This window comes from Actinomadura sp. NEAU-AAG7, from assembly GCF_018603865.1.
GTDB classification, from domain to species: Bacteria; Actinomycetota; Actinomycetes; order Streptosporangiales; family Streptosporangiaceae; genus Spirillospora; species Spirillospora litoris.
Genome location: NZ_JAHFZY010000006.1, coordinates 14,799 through 29,127, shown reverse-complemented (window position 1 = coordinate 29,127; position 14,329 = coordinate 14,799). Strand labels below are relative to the sequence as shown.

The following is a 14,329-nucleotide window of genomic DNA, read 5'->3' as shown; positions in this document are numbered from 1 at the left end:
TCGTGCGCCAGCAAGGGCGCGGCTTCCGTCCGCGGGCGCACGATTCGGCTGCGTCTGGTGACGCATTCCACTGAGTGGACCGGGTGCCCGTGTCCGCGGGGGCCGATGGGGAATGATGGGCGACCGGACCACCCGCCGGGAGGACGCATGAGCTACACGGGCACGGTCGAGGCCGGCGGCCGCCCCGACGTCCGGGAGCTGCCGGGTCTGACCGTCACCAAGGTGGCGGTGGGCCCCTACGACAACAACGCCTACATCCTGCGCTGCGCCGCCACCGGGGAACAGCTCCTGGTCGACGCCGCCAACGAGGCGCCCCGCCTGCTGGAGCTGCTCGGCGACCGGCCGCTGGCCCGCATCGTCACCACCCACCGCCACCAGGACCACTGGGGCGCGCTCAGCGAGGTCGCCCGGGCCACCGGGGCGCCGGTGGTGGCGCACCCGCGCGACGCCGAGGCGCTGCCCGAGCCGGTGACCGAGCCCGTCGAGCACGGCGCCACCGTCCGCGTGGGGCGGGCGACGCTGGAGGTCATCCACCTGCGCGGGCACACGCCCGGTTCGATCGCCCTGCTGTACGACGCCGACGGCGAGCTGGCCGCCAGCCCGCACCTGTTCACCGGCGACAGCCTGTTCCCCGGCGGCGTGGGCAAGACCTGGGGCGACCCCACCCTGTTCAAGCGGCTGCTGTCGGACGTCGAGGAGCGCGTCTTCGACCGGCTCCCCGACGCCACCTGGTTCTACCCGGGCCACGGCAAGGACTCCACGCTCGGCCGCGAGCGCCCCTCGCTGCCCGAGTGGCGCTCGCGCGGCTGGTAGGCGCGCCGGTAGCGCGCCGGTAGCGCGCACGGCCGGTCGGCCGGAACGGCGGGTCGCCGGGAGGACCGAGGAACAACCGGTCGGAAGTGTTCGTTTGTCCAACCACACTTCCGCAGACCTCGGGGCCGACTCAGGAGATGGATCATCCACGAACCCGCTGACGTGGGCCGGGAGCCCGCCCTGCGCTTTCCCTCCGGCTCGCTGGTGCTCGTCGCGGGGCTCCCGGGGGCCGGCAAGAGCACCCTGCTGAACCGGATCTACGGGCTGCGCGGCGACGAGACCGGCCCGGTGGTCGCCGCGGGCGGCGTCCAGGTGATCGACTCGCGGCAGTCCCGCAACTGGTGGGCCCGCTACCTGGGCCCGCTCCCCCCGCGGCTGCGCACGCCGATCGTCCACGCGACGCACGTGTGGCGCATCGGCCGCGCGGTCGTCGGCGGCCGCGGCGCCGTCGCCCACACGCGCGGCACCTGGCCGCACATCCTGTACTGCTTCGCCTGGCTGGCGCGGCTGCGCGGCGCGGAGGTCCACCTCGTCCTCCTCGACGTCGATCCCGAGACGGCCCGCGCCGGGCAGTTCGCCCGCGGCCGCGTCGTGACCGGCGCCGCGTTCGCCCGCCACCGCCGCCGCTGGGGGCCGCTCGTCGAACGCGCGCGCGGCGGGACGCTCCGTCCCGCCGCCGGGGTCGTGGTCCTGGACCGCGACTCCGCCGACAAGCTGGAGCACATCCACTTCGGCTGACCCGCCGGCCGGGCGGTGCGCGGTGCCGTGATCCCCGGGACGCCGCTCTATAGGGTCGGAGCACCAGACTTCGACGAGAGGCGGCAGCATGGGGCAGCGGGTGCGCGGGGTCATCGCGCCGGGACGGGGCGAGCCGGTGCGGATCGAGACGATCACGGTCCCCGACCCCGGGCCGGGCGAGGCGGTCGTCGCGGTCCAGGCGTGCGGTGTCTGCCACACCGACCTGCACTACCGCGAGGGCGGCATCAACGACGAGTTCCCGTTCCTGCTCGGGCACGAGGCCGCCGGCGTCGTCGAGTCGGTCGGCGACGGCGTGACCGAGGTCGCGCCCGGCGACTTCGTCGTCCTGAACTGGCGGGCGGTGTGCGGGCAGTGCCGGGCGTGCGTGCGCGGGCGCCCCTGGTACTGCTTCGACACGCACAACGCCGCCCAGAAGATGACCCTGGACGACGGCACCGAGCTCTCCCCCGCGCTCGGCATCGGCGCGTTCGCCGACAAGACCCTCGTCGCCGCCGGGCAGTGCACCAAGGTCGACCCGGCCGCGCGGCCCGCGGTGGCCGGGCTCCTCGGCTGCGGCGTCATGGCGGGCCTGGGCGCCGCGATCAACACCGGCGGCGTCGGGCGCGGCGACTCGGTCGCGGTCATCGGCTGCGGCGGCGTCGGCTCGGCGGCGGTGCTCGGGGCGCGGCTGGCGGGCGCGGCGCGGATCATCGCGGTCGACCTGGACGAGCGCAAGCTCACGACCGCGCGGAAGCTCGGCGCCACCCACACCGTCCACGCGCGGGACACCGACGTGGTGGAGGCCGTGCGGGAGCTCACCGGCGGGTTCGGCGCGGACGTCGCCATCGACGCGGTCGGCCGCCCGGAGACCTACGAGCAGGCGTTCTACGCGCGGGACCTCGCCGGGACCGTCGTGCTCGTCGGCGTCCCCACCCCGGAGATGAGGCTGGAGCTCCCGCTGCTGGACGTGTTCGGGCGGGGCGGGTCGCTCAAGTCGTCCTGGTACGGCGACTGCCTGCCCTCCCGCGACTTCCCCATGCTCATCGACCTCCACCTCCAGGGGCGGCTCGACCTCGACGCGTTCGTGTCCGAGACCATCGCGCTGGACGGCGTGGAGGCCGCGTTCGAGAAGATGCACCACGGCGACGTGCTCCGCTCGGTGGTGGTCCTGTGACGGGCGGTGGTCCTGTGGCGGGCGGTGGTCCTGTGGCGGGCGGCGATCGCGGGGTGCGCGTCGACCACCTCGTCACCTCCGGGACGTTCTCGCTGGACGGCGGCACCTGGGAGGTCGACAACAACGTCTGGATCGTCGGGGACGACGCGGAGGCCGTCGTCATCGACGCCGCGCACGACCCGGACGCGATCGCGGCGGCGCTGGGCGGGCGGCGGCTCGTGGCGATCGTGTCCACACACGGCCACGACGACCACATCGACGCGGCTCCCGCGCTGGCGGCGGCCACCGGGGCGCCCGTCCTGCTGCACCCGGACGACCTGATGCTGTGGAGGCAGCGGCACCCGGACACCGAGCCGGACGGCGCGCTCTCCGACGGGCAGGCCGTCACCGTCGCGGGGACCGCGCTGAACGTCCTGCACACGCCCGGTCACAGTCCGGGCGCGGTGTGCCTGCACGCCCCGGCCCTCGGGACGGTCTTCTCCGGCGACACCCTGTTCAGCGGCGGGCCGGGCGCCACCGGCCGGTCCTTCTCCGACTTCCCCACGATCATCACCTCGATCCGGGAGCGGCTGCTGACGCTGCCGCCCGGCACCGTCGTCCGCACCGGGCACGGCGACGCGACGACGATCGGCGCGGAGGCCCCGCACCTGGAGGAGTGGATCGCCCGGGGCCACTGAGCGATCGGGCCGTCCGGGGCCCGCGGGCCGCGATAGGGTCCGCTGTGAGCCGGCGCACGGCGAGCGAGAGGGGTGCGATGCGGCCCAGGGCACCGGTCGCCCTCCCCTACGCGGTGTCGGCGTGCGCGTTACTGCTGGTCACGGCGTCGGCGGGGTGCGGGGAGAGCGCCGAGGGATCGTCGGGCGCACTGGAGGTCCCGCCGCCCGTCTCCACCCCGGCCCCGGCGGCCCCCGCCGCGCCCGGCGCCGCCTCGCCCGCCGACACCTCCACCGACGCTCCCACCGCCTCGCCGACGGCGAAGGCGGGCGTCCCGGACGGGCGGCCCCTCGGGCGGCCCGGCAAGTGGCGCATCACCACCTACTACACGGCCTCGCAGAGCCTGTACCGGGGCAGGGCGAAGGCGGTGCGCGGATGCCTGAGGTTCCACTGCTCGCACGGGAAGGACCCCCTCGGCTCCTACCCTGAGGACTTCCTGAAGGTGGTCCGGACGGAGGGCAGCGGGCACCTCACCTCGGGGCGGCAGCGGGGCCGGTACCTGAACTGGTCGTCCAGCGTCGGGTTCTGGCTGGACGACACGACCCGCGACTCGGCGGGCCGCCCGCTGCGGGCCTGGACGTCGGCCGCCGCCGACCGGTCGGTGCTCGCGCGCGGGCGGCGGTTCGCGATCACCGGATGCGGGCGGGAGGGCGGCGGGCGCCCCGTCGAGGCCGAGGTGTGCCGGAGGTTCCGCGAGGCGCGCTGGACGGTCACCGACCTGTTCCGCCCCGGCTACGGCGGCGAGTACCACGCCGACGTCTACATCGGCGAGGAGCACGGGACGCGGCTGGCCGGCTCGCCGCTCTACACGACCCTGAAGGGCGCCACGCTCACCGGGGTGCGGTGACGCCGGACGGCGCCCGGCGCCCCGAGCGCGGCTACGTGCGGATGGGATCCAGCAGGCGGTGCGGAGAGCGCAGCGCGACGCTGACCGGGTCGTCCCGGTAGCGCGCACCGGGGACGGCGTGGATCTCGATGTCCTCGACCGGGACGGTGCGGCCGCAGGACGGGCAGCCGCCGTCGCGCCCGACCTTGGTTCCGCACTCCGCGTGCACGAAGGTGCGGTACGTCTCCGCCGACAGGTGCTCCTCGGCCCACCGGACGAGCGTGTGCACGACGGGGAACAGCTCCTTGCCCATGTCGGTGAGGACGTAGTCGTGCCCCTCCTTGACCATGACGCCGGTCTCCACGAGCAGCTGGAGCCGTCCGGACAGCACCGCGCGGGGGATGTCGAGCCGGGCCAGGAAGTCGCTGAACCGCCGCACGCCGTAGATCGCGTCCCGGACGATCAGCAGGGTCCAGCGCTCGCCCACGACCTCCAGCGCGCGGGCGAGCGAGCAGTCCTGCGCCGCGTAGTCCTTGCCGAGTGCCATGTGCGCCACACTACCGCCCCGGGGGTTCGTTCACTGAACTCAATCGTGCTACGGTCGGCCCTTGAGTTCAATCACTGAACCGCTCTCGGGAGACCGCATGACGACTCTGGCGACCCCTCGCGCCGGGCAGCGCACTCCGGGCTCCACCGCCGCGCTGGCCGTGCCCGCGGCCGCGACGCTGCTGGCACTGATGAACTACACCGCGCCGATGGCGACGCTGACCGAGACCTCGCACGGCCTGGCCGCGGGCGGGACGGCCCGGATCTGGCTGATGAGCTCGATCAGCCTCGGCCTCGCGGCGGCGCTGCTGGCCATCGGGAGCCTCGCCGACGACCACGGGCGGCGGCGGGTGTTCACCGGCGGCGCCGTCGCGCTCGCCGTCTCCAGCGTCGTCTGCGCGGTGGCCCCCACCGCGCCCGTCTTCGTGGCCGGGCGGATCGTGCAGGGCGCGGCGAGCGCCGCGCTGCTGGCGACCGGGCTCGGCATCATCGCCGCCACGTTCGGGGCGGGCCCGCGCCGAGCCCGCGCCACCGGGATCTGGGGCGCGATGCTCGGGCTCGGCATCGCGCTCGGCCCGATCGCGTCGGCCGGGCTGACCGCGGCGGGGAACTGGCGGGCCTGGTACTGGGTCGCCGCCGCCGGGTCGGTGGCGCTGGGCGTCGCCGCCCGGTCGCTGGCCGAGTCGCGGGCGGACCGCCCGCGCGGCCTCGACCTGCCGGGCCTCGCCACGATGAGCCTCGGGATCGCGGCGCTGGTCGCGGCGATCACCTGGGGGCGGGTCGGGTGGACGCGTCCGGGCGTCCTCGCGCTGTTCGCGGCGGCGGCCGTGCTGCTGGCCGCGTTCACCGCGATCGAGGCGCGGCGCCGCGAGCCGATGCTCGACCTCGGGCTGCTGCGCCGCCGGGCGTTCCTGCTGTCGATCTCGGGCGCGCTGGTCACCGGGCTCGCGGTGATCGGGGTCATGAGCTACTTCGCGACCGTGCTGACGCTGGTGCTCGGGCTGTCCACGATCGCGTCGGCGCTGGTGCTGGCGATCTGGTCGGGGCTGTCGTTCGTGACGGCGCTGCAAGCGCGCCGAATGCCCGCCCGGCTGCCCGCCGGGCGGCTGCTCGGCGCCGGGCTGGCGCTCAGCGCGGTCGGCGAGTTCGCGATGATCGGCCTCACCCCGGACGCGCACTGGTGGCGGTTCGCCCCCGGGCTGGCCCTGTCGGGCGCGGGCAGCGGCCTCGCCAACGCGATGCTCGCCCGGGTGGCGGTGGACAGCGTCCCCGCCGACCGCGCCAGCATGGGCTCGGGCGCCAACAACACCGCCCGCTACCTCGGCGCGTCGGTGGGCGTCGCGGTGGTCGGCGCGATCGCCACCGGCTCGGGCGACGCCCCGTCCGCGCTCGCGCACGGCACGAACGTCGCCATGCTCGTCTCGGCGGTGGTCGCGCTGCTGGGCGCCGCCCTGGCGGCCGCCCTCGCCACCGGGCGCTGAGCCCCGATCACGGCTCCGCGTCGCCCCTCTGACCGCTACCCCTTGAGGGGTATGCGGTGGATCGTCCCGGGGGGTGACGCGGCCGGGGGCCGCCGTTGCCTATAACCGAGTCATGACGATTCCGCGCCCGGCCCGCGACGACCTGCGTGCGGCCATGGCGGCCCGCCGCGAGCTGGGGCCCGACTACGACGAGGCCTTCATCGACTCGGTGGTGGACCGCATCGAGGAGACGCTGGCGCCCCGCGCCTCCCGCTTCCCGGCACCGGCCCCCGCACCGCGCCGCGCGAGCCCGAAGCCGAGCCGGGAGACCGGCGAGCGGGACCACAGCCTGGCGCTCGCGGTGCTCTCGCTGCTGGCCGCGATCCCGCTCAGCGCGATCTCGGTGGTCAACGGCGGGCTGCCGGCCCTGATGTTCGTCCTGACGATGATCGTGATACTCAACGTCACCTACATGTTCCGGCCCCGCCGCGACTGACCGGCCCGCCGGGCCCCCGGCGGGGCCCCGGCGGGCTCAGGCGCCCGGCTCGGGGTCGCGGGGCAGTCCGAGCAGCCGCTCGCCGATGATGTTGAGCTGCACCTCGGTGGTCCCGCCGTAGATCGTCATCGCGCGGCCGAAGAGCATGGCCCGCGCGAGCAGCCCGCTCTCGGTCCTCGGCATCTCGGTGGCGGCGGCCGTGCCCTGCGCCGCCCAGCAGTGGTCGGCGACGTCCTGGTTGAACTGGACGCCGAGCAGCTTGCGGACGCTGGACTCCGCGCCCGGCCCCACGCCGCCCAGCCGCTTGAGCGTGCCGCGCAGCGCGAGCAGGTCGATCGCGTGCCCTCGCGCGATGAGCCCGCCGGCCTCGGTGAGCGCGACCGCGTCCAGGTACCTGCCCTTGAGGAAGGCCAGCAGCTCGGGGACGCCCATGCCGAGCCCGCCGCCGGTCGAGAGCGTGACCCGCTCGTTCGACAGCGTGTCGCGGGCGACCTGCCAGCCCCGGCCGACCTCCCCGACGACCTGGTCGTCGGGGACGAACACGCCGTCGAGGAACACCTCGTTGAAGAGGGCCTCGCCGGTCAGCTCCCGGAGCGGGCGGACGTCGACGCCCTCGGCGCGCATGTCCACGAGGAAGTAGGTGATGCCCTCGTGCTTGGGCGCGTCCGGGTCGGTGCGGGCGACGCAGAACCCCCAGTCGGCGCGCCGCGCGACCGACGTCCAGACCTTCTGGCCGGTGAGCCGCCAGCCGCCCGCGACCCGCTCGGCGCGCGTCGACAGCGAGGCCAGGTCCGAGCCCGCGCCGGGCTCGGAGAACAGCTGGCACCACGCCATCGCGCCGCGCAGCGTCGGGCGCAGGAACCGCTCCTGCTGCTCGCCCGTCCCGTACCGGACGAGCGAGGGCACCAGCCACGCGCCGATCTTCAGGCGCGGCGGCGCGACCCCGGCGGCCCGCAGCTCCTGCTCGATGAGCACCTGCTCGACCGGGCCCGCGCCGCGTCCCCACGGCCGCGGCAGGTGCGGAACGCTCCACCCCTCGTCGGCCATGCGGGCGTGCCGCGCGTCCTCGTCCTCGATCGCCGCCAGCTCGGCGACGCCCGCGCGGATGCCCTCGCGCAGCGGACCGGCGTCCTCGTCCAGCTCCAGCACGACCTCGCGGCGGCCGCCCTCCAGCGCGAGCCGGGCGAGCGTGGCGGCCCAGTCCCCGGCGGGGCCGAGGAGCGCCCTCAGCGTCAGGGCACGGCGCAGGTAGAGGTGCGCGTCGTGCTCCCAGGTGAAGCCGATGCCGCCGAGGATCTGGATGGCGTCGCGCGCGGTCCGCACGCCCGCGTCGACGGCGACGACGGCGGACACGGCGGCGGCGAACCCGGCGGCGGGCGCGCCCTCCTCCAGCGCGCGGGCGGCGTCCCAGGCGGCGGCGCGGGCCTGCTCCAGCTCGACCAGCATCCGGGCGGCCTTGTGCTTGACGCCCTGGAACTGCCCGATCGGGCGGCCGAACTGCACGCGGACCCGCGCGTGCTCGGCCGCGGTGGCGACGAGCCAGCCCGCGAGCCCGGCGGCCTCCGCGCCGAACAGCGCGGCGGCCAGGTCGCGGACGTGGGCGGTGGTCAGCCCGTCCAGCACTCGGCCCGCCGGGACGCGGACCCCGGACGCCTCGACCGACGCGACCCGGCGGACGCGGTCCAGGCTCTCCCGGACCGGCGCCACCGCCAGGTCGGCGGCCTCGACCGCGACCCACCGCTCGCCGCCCTCGGCCGCGATGGGCAGGACGAGCACGTCGGCGAGCGCGGCGCCGAGCACGATCCCGGCCGTCCCGGTGACGACCAGCGTGTCGCCGTCGCGGCGGCCGGTGAACCCGCCCTCCAGCGCGACCGCGCCCGTCCGCGCGCCGCCCGCCAGGCCCGGCAGCAGCTCGGCGCGGGCCTTGGCGTTGCCGGAGGCGTTCACGGCGGCGCTCGCCAGCACCGTGGGGAGGAACGGTCCAGGCGCGACCGCGCGGCCCAGCTCCTCAACGGCCACGGCCAGCTCCGGCAGACCGTAGCCCTGGCCGCCGTGCTCCTCGTCCAGGTGCAGGCCGAGCAGGCCCTGCTCGGCCAGGGCGGGCCAGAACGCGGGCCGGGTCTCCGCGGCGGCCTCCAGGGCGGTCCGGGCGCTCGCCGCCGTGACGTGGCGCCCGGCGAACCCGCGCACCGCGCCGGCGAGCGCCTCGTGTTCCTCGGTCAGCCCGATGGCCATCCGTCCCCCTCCGCAGCCCGTGGTGACATCCATTCTAGAACAGGATTCTGATCCAGTGCGTCCGCGATGCCGCGCTCATCCCTTTAGGGAAAAGGACCGCGGGCGCCCCTGGCCAGGGACGCCCGCGTGGAGACGAGTGGGGACGCTCAGGATGCGTTCGGGTCCGTCGCCTTCACTTCCGGGCGTGTCCCGCCCGCCACCGCGCCCGGCGCCCCGTCCTTCGCGCGGGCTGCGGCGCGGTCGCCCACGGCGAGGCTGGCGACCGTGGTCGCGACGAGGGTTCCGGCGATCACCGCGAGGGACAGCCAGATCGGCACGTCCGGCGCCCACTCCACGCCGTACTCGTGCATCGCGTGCAGGATCAGCTTGACCCCGATGAAGCCCAGGATGAACGCCAGCCCGTGGCCGAGGTAGACCAGCCGTTCCGCGAGCCCGCCGAGCAGGAAGTAGAGCTGGACGAGGCCCATCAGCGCGAACGCGTTGGCGGTGAACACCAGGTACGGCTCGGTGGTCAGACCGAAGATCGCCGGGATCGAGTCCAGGGCGAACATCACGTCGGTGGAGCCGATGGCGATCATGACGATCAGCAGCGGGGTCACCATCCGGCGCCCGCCCCGCCGCACGAGGAAGCGGTTGCCGTCGTAGTCCGGCGACGTCGGGATGATCCGCTTGGCCCACCGCAGCAGCGCGTTCTCCTTGAACTCGTCCTCGTCGCCGCCCCGGACGAGGCCGTAGGCCGTCCAGATGAGGAACGCGCCGAAGATGAAGAACACCCAGGTGAAGGTCGCGATCGCGGCCGCGCCGACCGCGATGAACGCGCCGCGCAGCACCAGCGCGATCACGATGCCCGCCATCAGCACGGTGTGCTGGGCGTGCTTGGGCACGGCGAACCGCGCCAGGATCACCATGAACACGAACAGGTTGTCGACGCTGAGGCTCTTCTCGGTGACGAACCCGCCGAAGTACTGGGCGGCGTACTCGCCGCCGGAGAACAGCCAGACCCCGGCGCCGAACGCGACGGCGAGGCCGAGGTAGACGACCGACCAGAACGCGGCGCGCCGGGTGGTGAACTCCCGCGTGTCGTTGCGGTGGATGAGGAACAGGTCGGCGGCGATGACGGCGAGGATCCCTGCCAAGGTCAGGGCCCACACCAAGGGTGAGACGGACAACGTGACTCCTCCGGCGGACACGGTAGGGGCGCCGGAGGTCTCTCCCGCCCGCGCCGTGCGGGCCGCGGCTCCCGGGCCGGTGCGGACCGGCCGTGCTGACGAGAACCGCGCGCGGGGATACTCCCCTCCATCACCTTCTTCAACGCGTGCCGCCACCAGGCCGTTCCCCGTTCGGCGAACTTTCCCCGATCCGCCGCGAACCAGACCGCCGGACGCGGCGTCTAAGGTCCGGTCACCCGCCGCCCTCAGCGGGCGCGGGCGGCCACCAGGTCGCGGTACAGGTCGGCGAGTTGGCGGGCGGCGTCGTCCTCGGTGGGCAGCCGCGCGGCGCGGCGCGCGGCGGCCGAGCCGAGCCGCAGGGCGAGGGCCGGGTCGTCCAGGACGCGGCTCACCGCGCGCTGGAGCACCTCGGGGTCGCCGGGCGGCACCAGCAGCGCCGCCTCGCTCTCGGGGCCGTGCAGCAGCCCGGACCCGGACGCGGCGCGCTCCCCGGCGCCGACCATGCCGGGGATCCCGCCGACCCGCGTGGCGACGAGCGGCCGCCCGGCGCGCAGGATCTCCTGGACGATCAGCGGCTGCCCCTCCCACACGCTCGGCACGACGGCGACGTCGGCGGCGGCGAGCAGCGCCGGGACGTCGCCGCGCCGCCCGAGCAGCCGGACGGGCAGGTCCTCGGCCTCGACCCGGTCGCGCAGGTCGTCGGCGAGGGGCCCGTCCCCGGCGATCACCACGAGCGGGACCGGGGTGCGGCCCGACCAGCCGCGCGCCGCGTCCAGCAGCGTGGGCAGGCCCTTCTGCTCGGCGAGCCGCCCCACCGTGACGACCAGCGGGCGCTCGCCCACCCCCAGTTCGGCGCGGACGTCGGCGCGGGCGGCGGGCCCCGGCTGCGAGCGCGGCGCCGGGGCGGGGACGAGCGCGTGCCCCACCGACCGGGCGCGCAGCTCGCGCATCCGCTCCTCCAGGTCGGGCGAGACGCCGAGGACGAGGGTCGCGCCCCGCGCCACGACCCGTTCGAGCGCGCCGTGGATCGCGGCGGTCCGGCCGCCCGCGATGACGGCGTTGTGCAGCGTGACGACCAGCGGCGGCCCGCCGCGCGCGAACCGCAGCGGCCCCGGCGCGACCCGCGCGCACGCCCCCACCGCGAGGGCGCCCGCGCGCAGGCCGTGGGCGTGCACGACGTCCGCGCCGCGCAGCAGCCCGCGCAGCCGCGCGAGCGCCCTGGCGTCGCTGACCGGGCGCGGGCGGTCGGCCAGATCGAGCTCGGCGAACCGGACGCCGCCGCCCGCGAACCCGAACGCCTCCTCGGTCGAGGCGGGACCGCACACCAGCACCCGCGCGCCGCGCTCCGCCAGCCGCGCGGCGACCGACCGGACGTGCCGCCCGACCCCGCCCGCGCTGGTCCCGAGGACGAGCGCCACGCGCATCCCGTCCAGCCCGCGCTCGGCGCCGGCGGCCCCGCCCGGGGTGTCGGCACCGGTGTTCCCGTTCGCTTGTTCAGGCATTCCGTGTGACCTTCCGGCTGAGGACGGCCCGCAGGTCCCGGCCGTCGATCACGAACGCGATGAGGACGAAGACCGCGGCGGCGACCGCGGCGGCGAGGGCGCCCGCGCCGGCGCCGCGGATCTGCCCACCGGTCCCGATCGCGGCGGCGGCCGCGTATCCGGCGGCGCCGCCCCCGGCGGCCCCGGCGAGCCCGGCGGCGAGCACGCGCGGCACCCCGTGCACCGCCGCCGCCCCCCGGGCGCGGACGAGCGTGCCCAGCAGCAGGACGCCCGCGACCGTCATGCCGATCGCGTTGCCCGCGCCGAGCGCGGCGACCACCCACTGGCGTCCGGCGGCGAGGACCAGCGCGACGTCGGCGGCCATGACCACGAGCCAGCCGGTGACGACGGCGACCGCGCCCATCCGTCCCCGGTGGCAGGCGAACAGGACCCGCCCGAGATGGGCGACCAGCCCGTAGCCGAGGAGGCCGGGCGCGAACGCCAGGACGGCGCGGGACAGCACGTCCTGCTGGGCCGGCTGGCCCGGGTTGAACACGGCCGAGACGGGCAGCGCGACGGCGGCCAGCACGGCCGCGCCCGCGCACGACACCAGGATCACCGCGCGGGTGGTCGAGGCGGTGATCTGGTCGAACCGGTCCCGCTCCCCCGCGCTCATCCGCGCCGACAGCATCGGGAACGCGCTGGTCGCGATCGGCACCGCCAGGATCGCCCACGGCAGTAGATAGACCGCCCAGGCGTACTGGTAGTTGGCGAGGGCGCCGCCCGTCCCCTCGTAGCTGAGCCTGACGACCAGCAGCGCCGACAGCTGCTGCGCCGCGACCGTCGCCAGGCCCGCGAGCGCGAGCCGCCGCACGCGCCGCGCCACCCCGTCCGGGAAGCGGAACGTGGGCCGCAGCCCGAGCCGCAGCCGCCACGCCGCGATCCCGGCGGTGACGGCCATCGCGACGCCGCCGAGCGCCGTCCCGGCCGACAGGGTCAGCTCGGCGGAGCGCGGCAGCCCCGCCAGGTCGTTCTCGTAGCCGTCGCCGAGCGGCGCGTACACCAGGTAGGCGCCGATCACCACGAGGCTGGAGGCCAGCGGCGCGAGCGCGGGCGCGACGAACCGGCGGTGCGACTGGAGCAGCCCGTACAGCACGACCGCCACCCCGTACATGATCATCTGCGGCGCCATGACCGCGAGCATGGTCCCGCCCACGTCGACGATCTCGCCGCGCCGGCAGCCCTTCAGGTCGCCGCCGACCAGCAGCTCCATGATCGGCCGGGAGCCCAGCGCCATCAGCGCCGACAGCGGCACCATCAGCGCGACGATCCAGGTCAGCAGCGCCGAGCCGATCCGGCGGACCTCCTCGCGCTCGCCGCGCTCGGCGGGCCCGGCGAGCACCGGCACGACCATCGCGGTGAGCGCGCCGCCCGCCACGATCTCGTAGACGATGCTGGGGAACTGCGTCGAGGTGAAGTAGGCCTGGCTGAGGCAGGACGTGGTGACGGTCTGGGAGAAGGCGTAGGTGCGTCCGAACCCGGCGAGCCTGCTCAGGATCGTGATGACGCCGATGACGACGGCCGCGCCTGCGAGGCCGCCGGTGAGGCGGCGCAGGCGGGAGTGTTCACGGGTCGGCACGGCCGGTGGACGTCGCGGGGGGATCTGCTCGGACGCCTAGGCCGGTCCGTCCGCCGACGCGGAGGACGGGGCCTGCGCGTTCGAGGACGGCCCCTCGGACGGCGCGTGCGCCTGCGCGGGCACCGAGGCACCGACGCCGGAGCCGGAGCCGGAGCCGGCGGGTTCGGCGGGGCGGCGGCCGAGCATGTCGAGCCGGTTCAGCGCCGGGGTGCGGGCGATGACCTTGGTGAAGCTGACGTACTCGCTGGCGGCGTTCAGCCCGGCGAGCCCGGCCAGCACGGCCAGCCGCGGCCCGCGCCCGAGCCGGGTGGCGGCGAGGCCGAGCAGCGCCCCGAGCGCGTTGGCGCCGGTGTCGCCGAGCATGGCGCGCTCGGCGAGGTCCTCACCGAGCAGGGCGGCGGCGGCGCCGAGCGGCGCGGCGACGACGGCGGAGCCGGAGGCGGTCAGCGCCAGCGGCGTGCCGGTGATCAGACCGACCTTGATCGCGCGGCCGGGGCGCAGGTCGAACAGGTTCATCAGGTTCGCGGACCCGGCGATGATCGCGCCGTTCACGACGGTGTCGAACGCGCGGCCCGTCCGGGAGGGGGCGGGCGACCCGGCGAGCGCGGCGGCGGCGACGCCGGTCGCGCCGATGCCGAGCAGCTTGACCGCGCCGCTGGTGACCTCGCCGCGCGCGAGCGCGCCGAGATGCCCCTTGAAGCCGCGGGACGCGCCGGACCCGGCGAGGTCGTCGTAGCCGCCGAGGGCCCCGCACGCGGTGCCCGCAAGCAGAGCTGCGGCGCGGGCGCGGCCGCCCGGACCGGGCACCAGCAGCCCGCCCGCCACGGCGCCCGCGACGAACGCGGGCCCCTCCAGCAGCGTCACCGGCTCGCCGCGGTGGTTGGTGCGGCCCCACACCTGCTCCCCCGGCAGCCCGTTGAGGCCGGGGGGGCGGCGCGTCAGCGCGGCGTAGGCGGCGCGCGCCGCCGCGGCGCCGAGCGCCGCGCCGACCGCCAGCCGCGCGGCCCGTGCCGGGCCGGAGGCGATGCGTCGGTCCAT

13 protein-coding genes are annotated in these 14,329 nt (G+C 76.1%); 7 read left to right on the top strand and 6 right to left on the bottom strand.

Annotated elements, in window-relative coordinates; translation table 11 throughout:
* Nucleotides 1-147 precede the first annotated feature (147 nt).
* The 5 genes from KLI87_RS26470 (at nt 148) to KLI87_RS26450 (ending at nt 4,286) form a co-directional block, all read left to right on the top strand.
* Nucleotides 148-813: an MBL fold metallo-hydrolase gene (locus KLI87_RS26470; protein ID WP_214619144.1), complete on the top strand. Its 666-nt coding sequence runs from the start codon at nt 148-150 to the stop codon at nt 811-813.
* Between the two features lie 162 nt (nt 814-975).
* Nucleotides 976-1,551 carry an ATP-binding protein gene (locus KLI87_RS26465; RefSeq protein WP_214619143.1) on the top strand — a complete coding sequence of 192 codons (576 nt, stop codon included), beginning with the start codon at nt 976-978 and terminating at the stop codon, nt 1,549-1,551.
* An 88-nt stretch (nt 1,552-1,639) separates the two neighbouring features.
* Nucleotides 1,640-2,725, top strand: coding sequence for an S-(hydroxymethyl)mycothiol dehydrogenase (locus tag KLI87_RS26460; RefSeq protein WP_156216898.1), 1,086 nt, complete (start codon nt 1,640-1,642; stop codon nt 2,723-2,725).
* A 32-nt stretch (nt 2,726-2,757) separates the two neighbouring features.
* Nucleotides 2,758-3,402 (top strand): MBL fold metallo-hydrolase, encoded by a 645-nt coding sequence (locus KLI87_RS26455; RefSeq protein WP_308166184.1) that lies wholly within the window; start codon nt 2,758-2,760, stop codon nt 3,400-3,402.
* A gap of 77 nt (nt 3,403-3,479) precedes the next feature.
* Nucleotides 3,480-4,286 carry a hypothetical protein gene (locus KLI87_RS26450; protein WP_250904287.1) on the top strand — a complete coding sequence of 269 codons (807 nt, stop codon included), beginning with the start codon at nt 3,480-3,482 and terminating at the stop codon, nt 4,284-4,286.
* Nucleotides 4,287-4,317: 31 nt separating this feature from the next.
* On the opposite strand, the gene KLI87_RS26445 is transcribed toward KLI87_RS26450, so the two are convergent.
* The gene (locus KLI87_RS26445) at nt 4,318-4,812 is read right to left on the bottom strand and encodes a helix-turn-helix domain-containing protein (protein ID WP_156216899.1); all 495 of its coding nucleotides are present in this window, start codon (nt 4,810-4,812) and stop codon (nt 4,318-4,320) included.
* A gap of 97 nt (nt 4,813-4,909) precedes the next feature.
* On the opposite strand from KLI87_RS26445, the gene KLI87_RS26440 reads away from it, so the two are divergent.
* Nucleotides 4,910-6,292 carry an MFS transporter gene (locus KLI87_RS26440; RefSeq protein ID WP_156216900.1) on the top strand — a complete coding sequence of 461 codons (1,383 nt, stop codon included), beginning with the start codon at nt 4,910-4,912 and terminating at the stop codon, nt 6,290-6,292.
* Nucleotides 6,293-6,404: 112 nt separating this feature from the next.
* Nucleotides 6,405-6,767 (top strand): hypothetical protein, encoded by a 363-nt coding sequence (locus KLI87_RS26435; RefSeq protein WP_214619142.1) that lies wholly within the window; start codon nt 6,405-6,407, stop codon nt 6,765-6,767.
* Between the two features lie 36 nt (nt 6,768-6,803).
* Here KLI87_RS26435 and KLI87_RS26430 read toward each other — a convergent pair whose 3' ends face one another.
* The 5 genes from KLI87_RS26430 to KLI87_RS26410 all read right to left on the bottom strand — a co-directional run bounded on the left by KLI87_RS26430 (nt 6,804) and on the right by KLI87_RS26410 (nt 14,329).
* Nucleotides 6,804-9,002 (bottom strand): acyl-CoA dehydrogenase, encoded by a 2,199-nt coding sequence (locus KLI87_RS26430; RefSeq protein WP_214619141.1) that lies wholly within the window; start codon nt 9,000-9,002, stop codon nt 6,804-6,806.
* Nucleotides 9,003-9,148: 146 nt separating this feature from the next.
* A complete protein-coding gene (locus KLI87_RS26425; protein ID WP_214619140.1) occupies nt 9,149-10,171 on the bottom strand; it encodes a TerC family protein in 1,023 nt (340 codons plus the stop codon).
* A 245-nt stretch (nt 10,172-10,416) separates the two neighbouring features.
* Nucleotides 10,417-11,595, bottom strand: coding sequence for a glycosyltransferase family 4 protein (locus KLI87_RS26420; RefSeq protein WP_214619616.1), 1,179 nt, complete (start codon nt 11,593-11,595; stop codon nt 10,417-10,419).
* A 70-nt stretch (nt 11,596-11,665) separates the two neighbouring features.
* The gene (murJ, locus tag KLI87_RS26415; RefSeq protein ID WP_308166182.1) at nt 11,666-13,291 is read right to left on the bottom strand and encodes a lipid II flippase MurJ; all 1,626 of its coding nucleotides are present in this window, start codon (nt 13,289-13,291) and stop codon (nt 11,666-11,668) included.
* A 36-nt stretch (nt 13,292-13,327) separates the two neighbouring features.
* Entirely contained in the window at nt 13,328-14,329 is a 1,002-nt protein-coding gene (locus KLI87_RS26410; RefSeq protein ID WP_250904286.1) for a hypothetical protein, read from the bottom strand.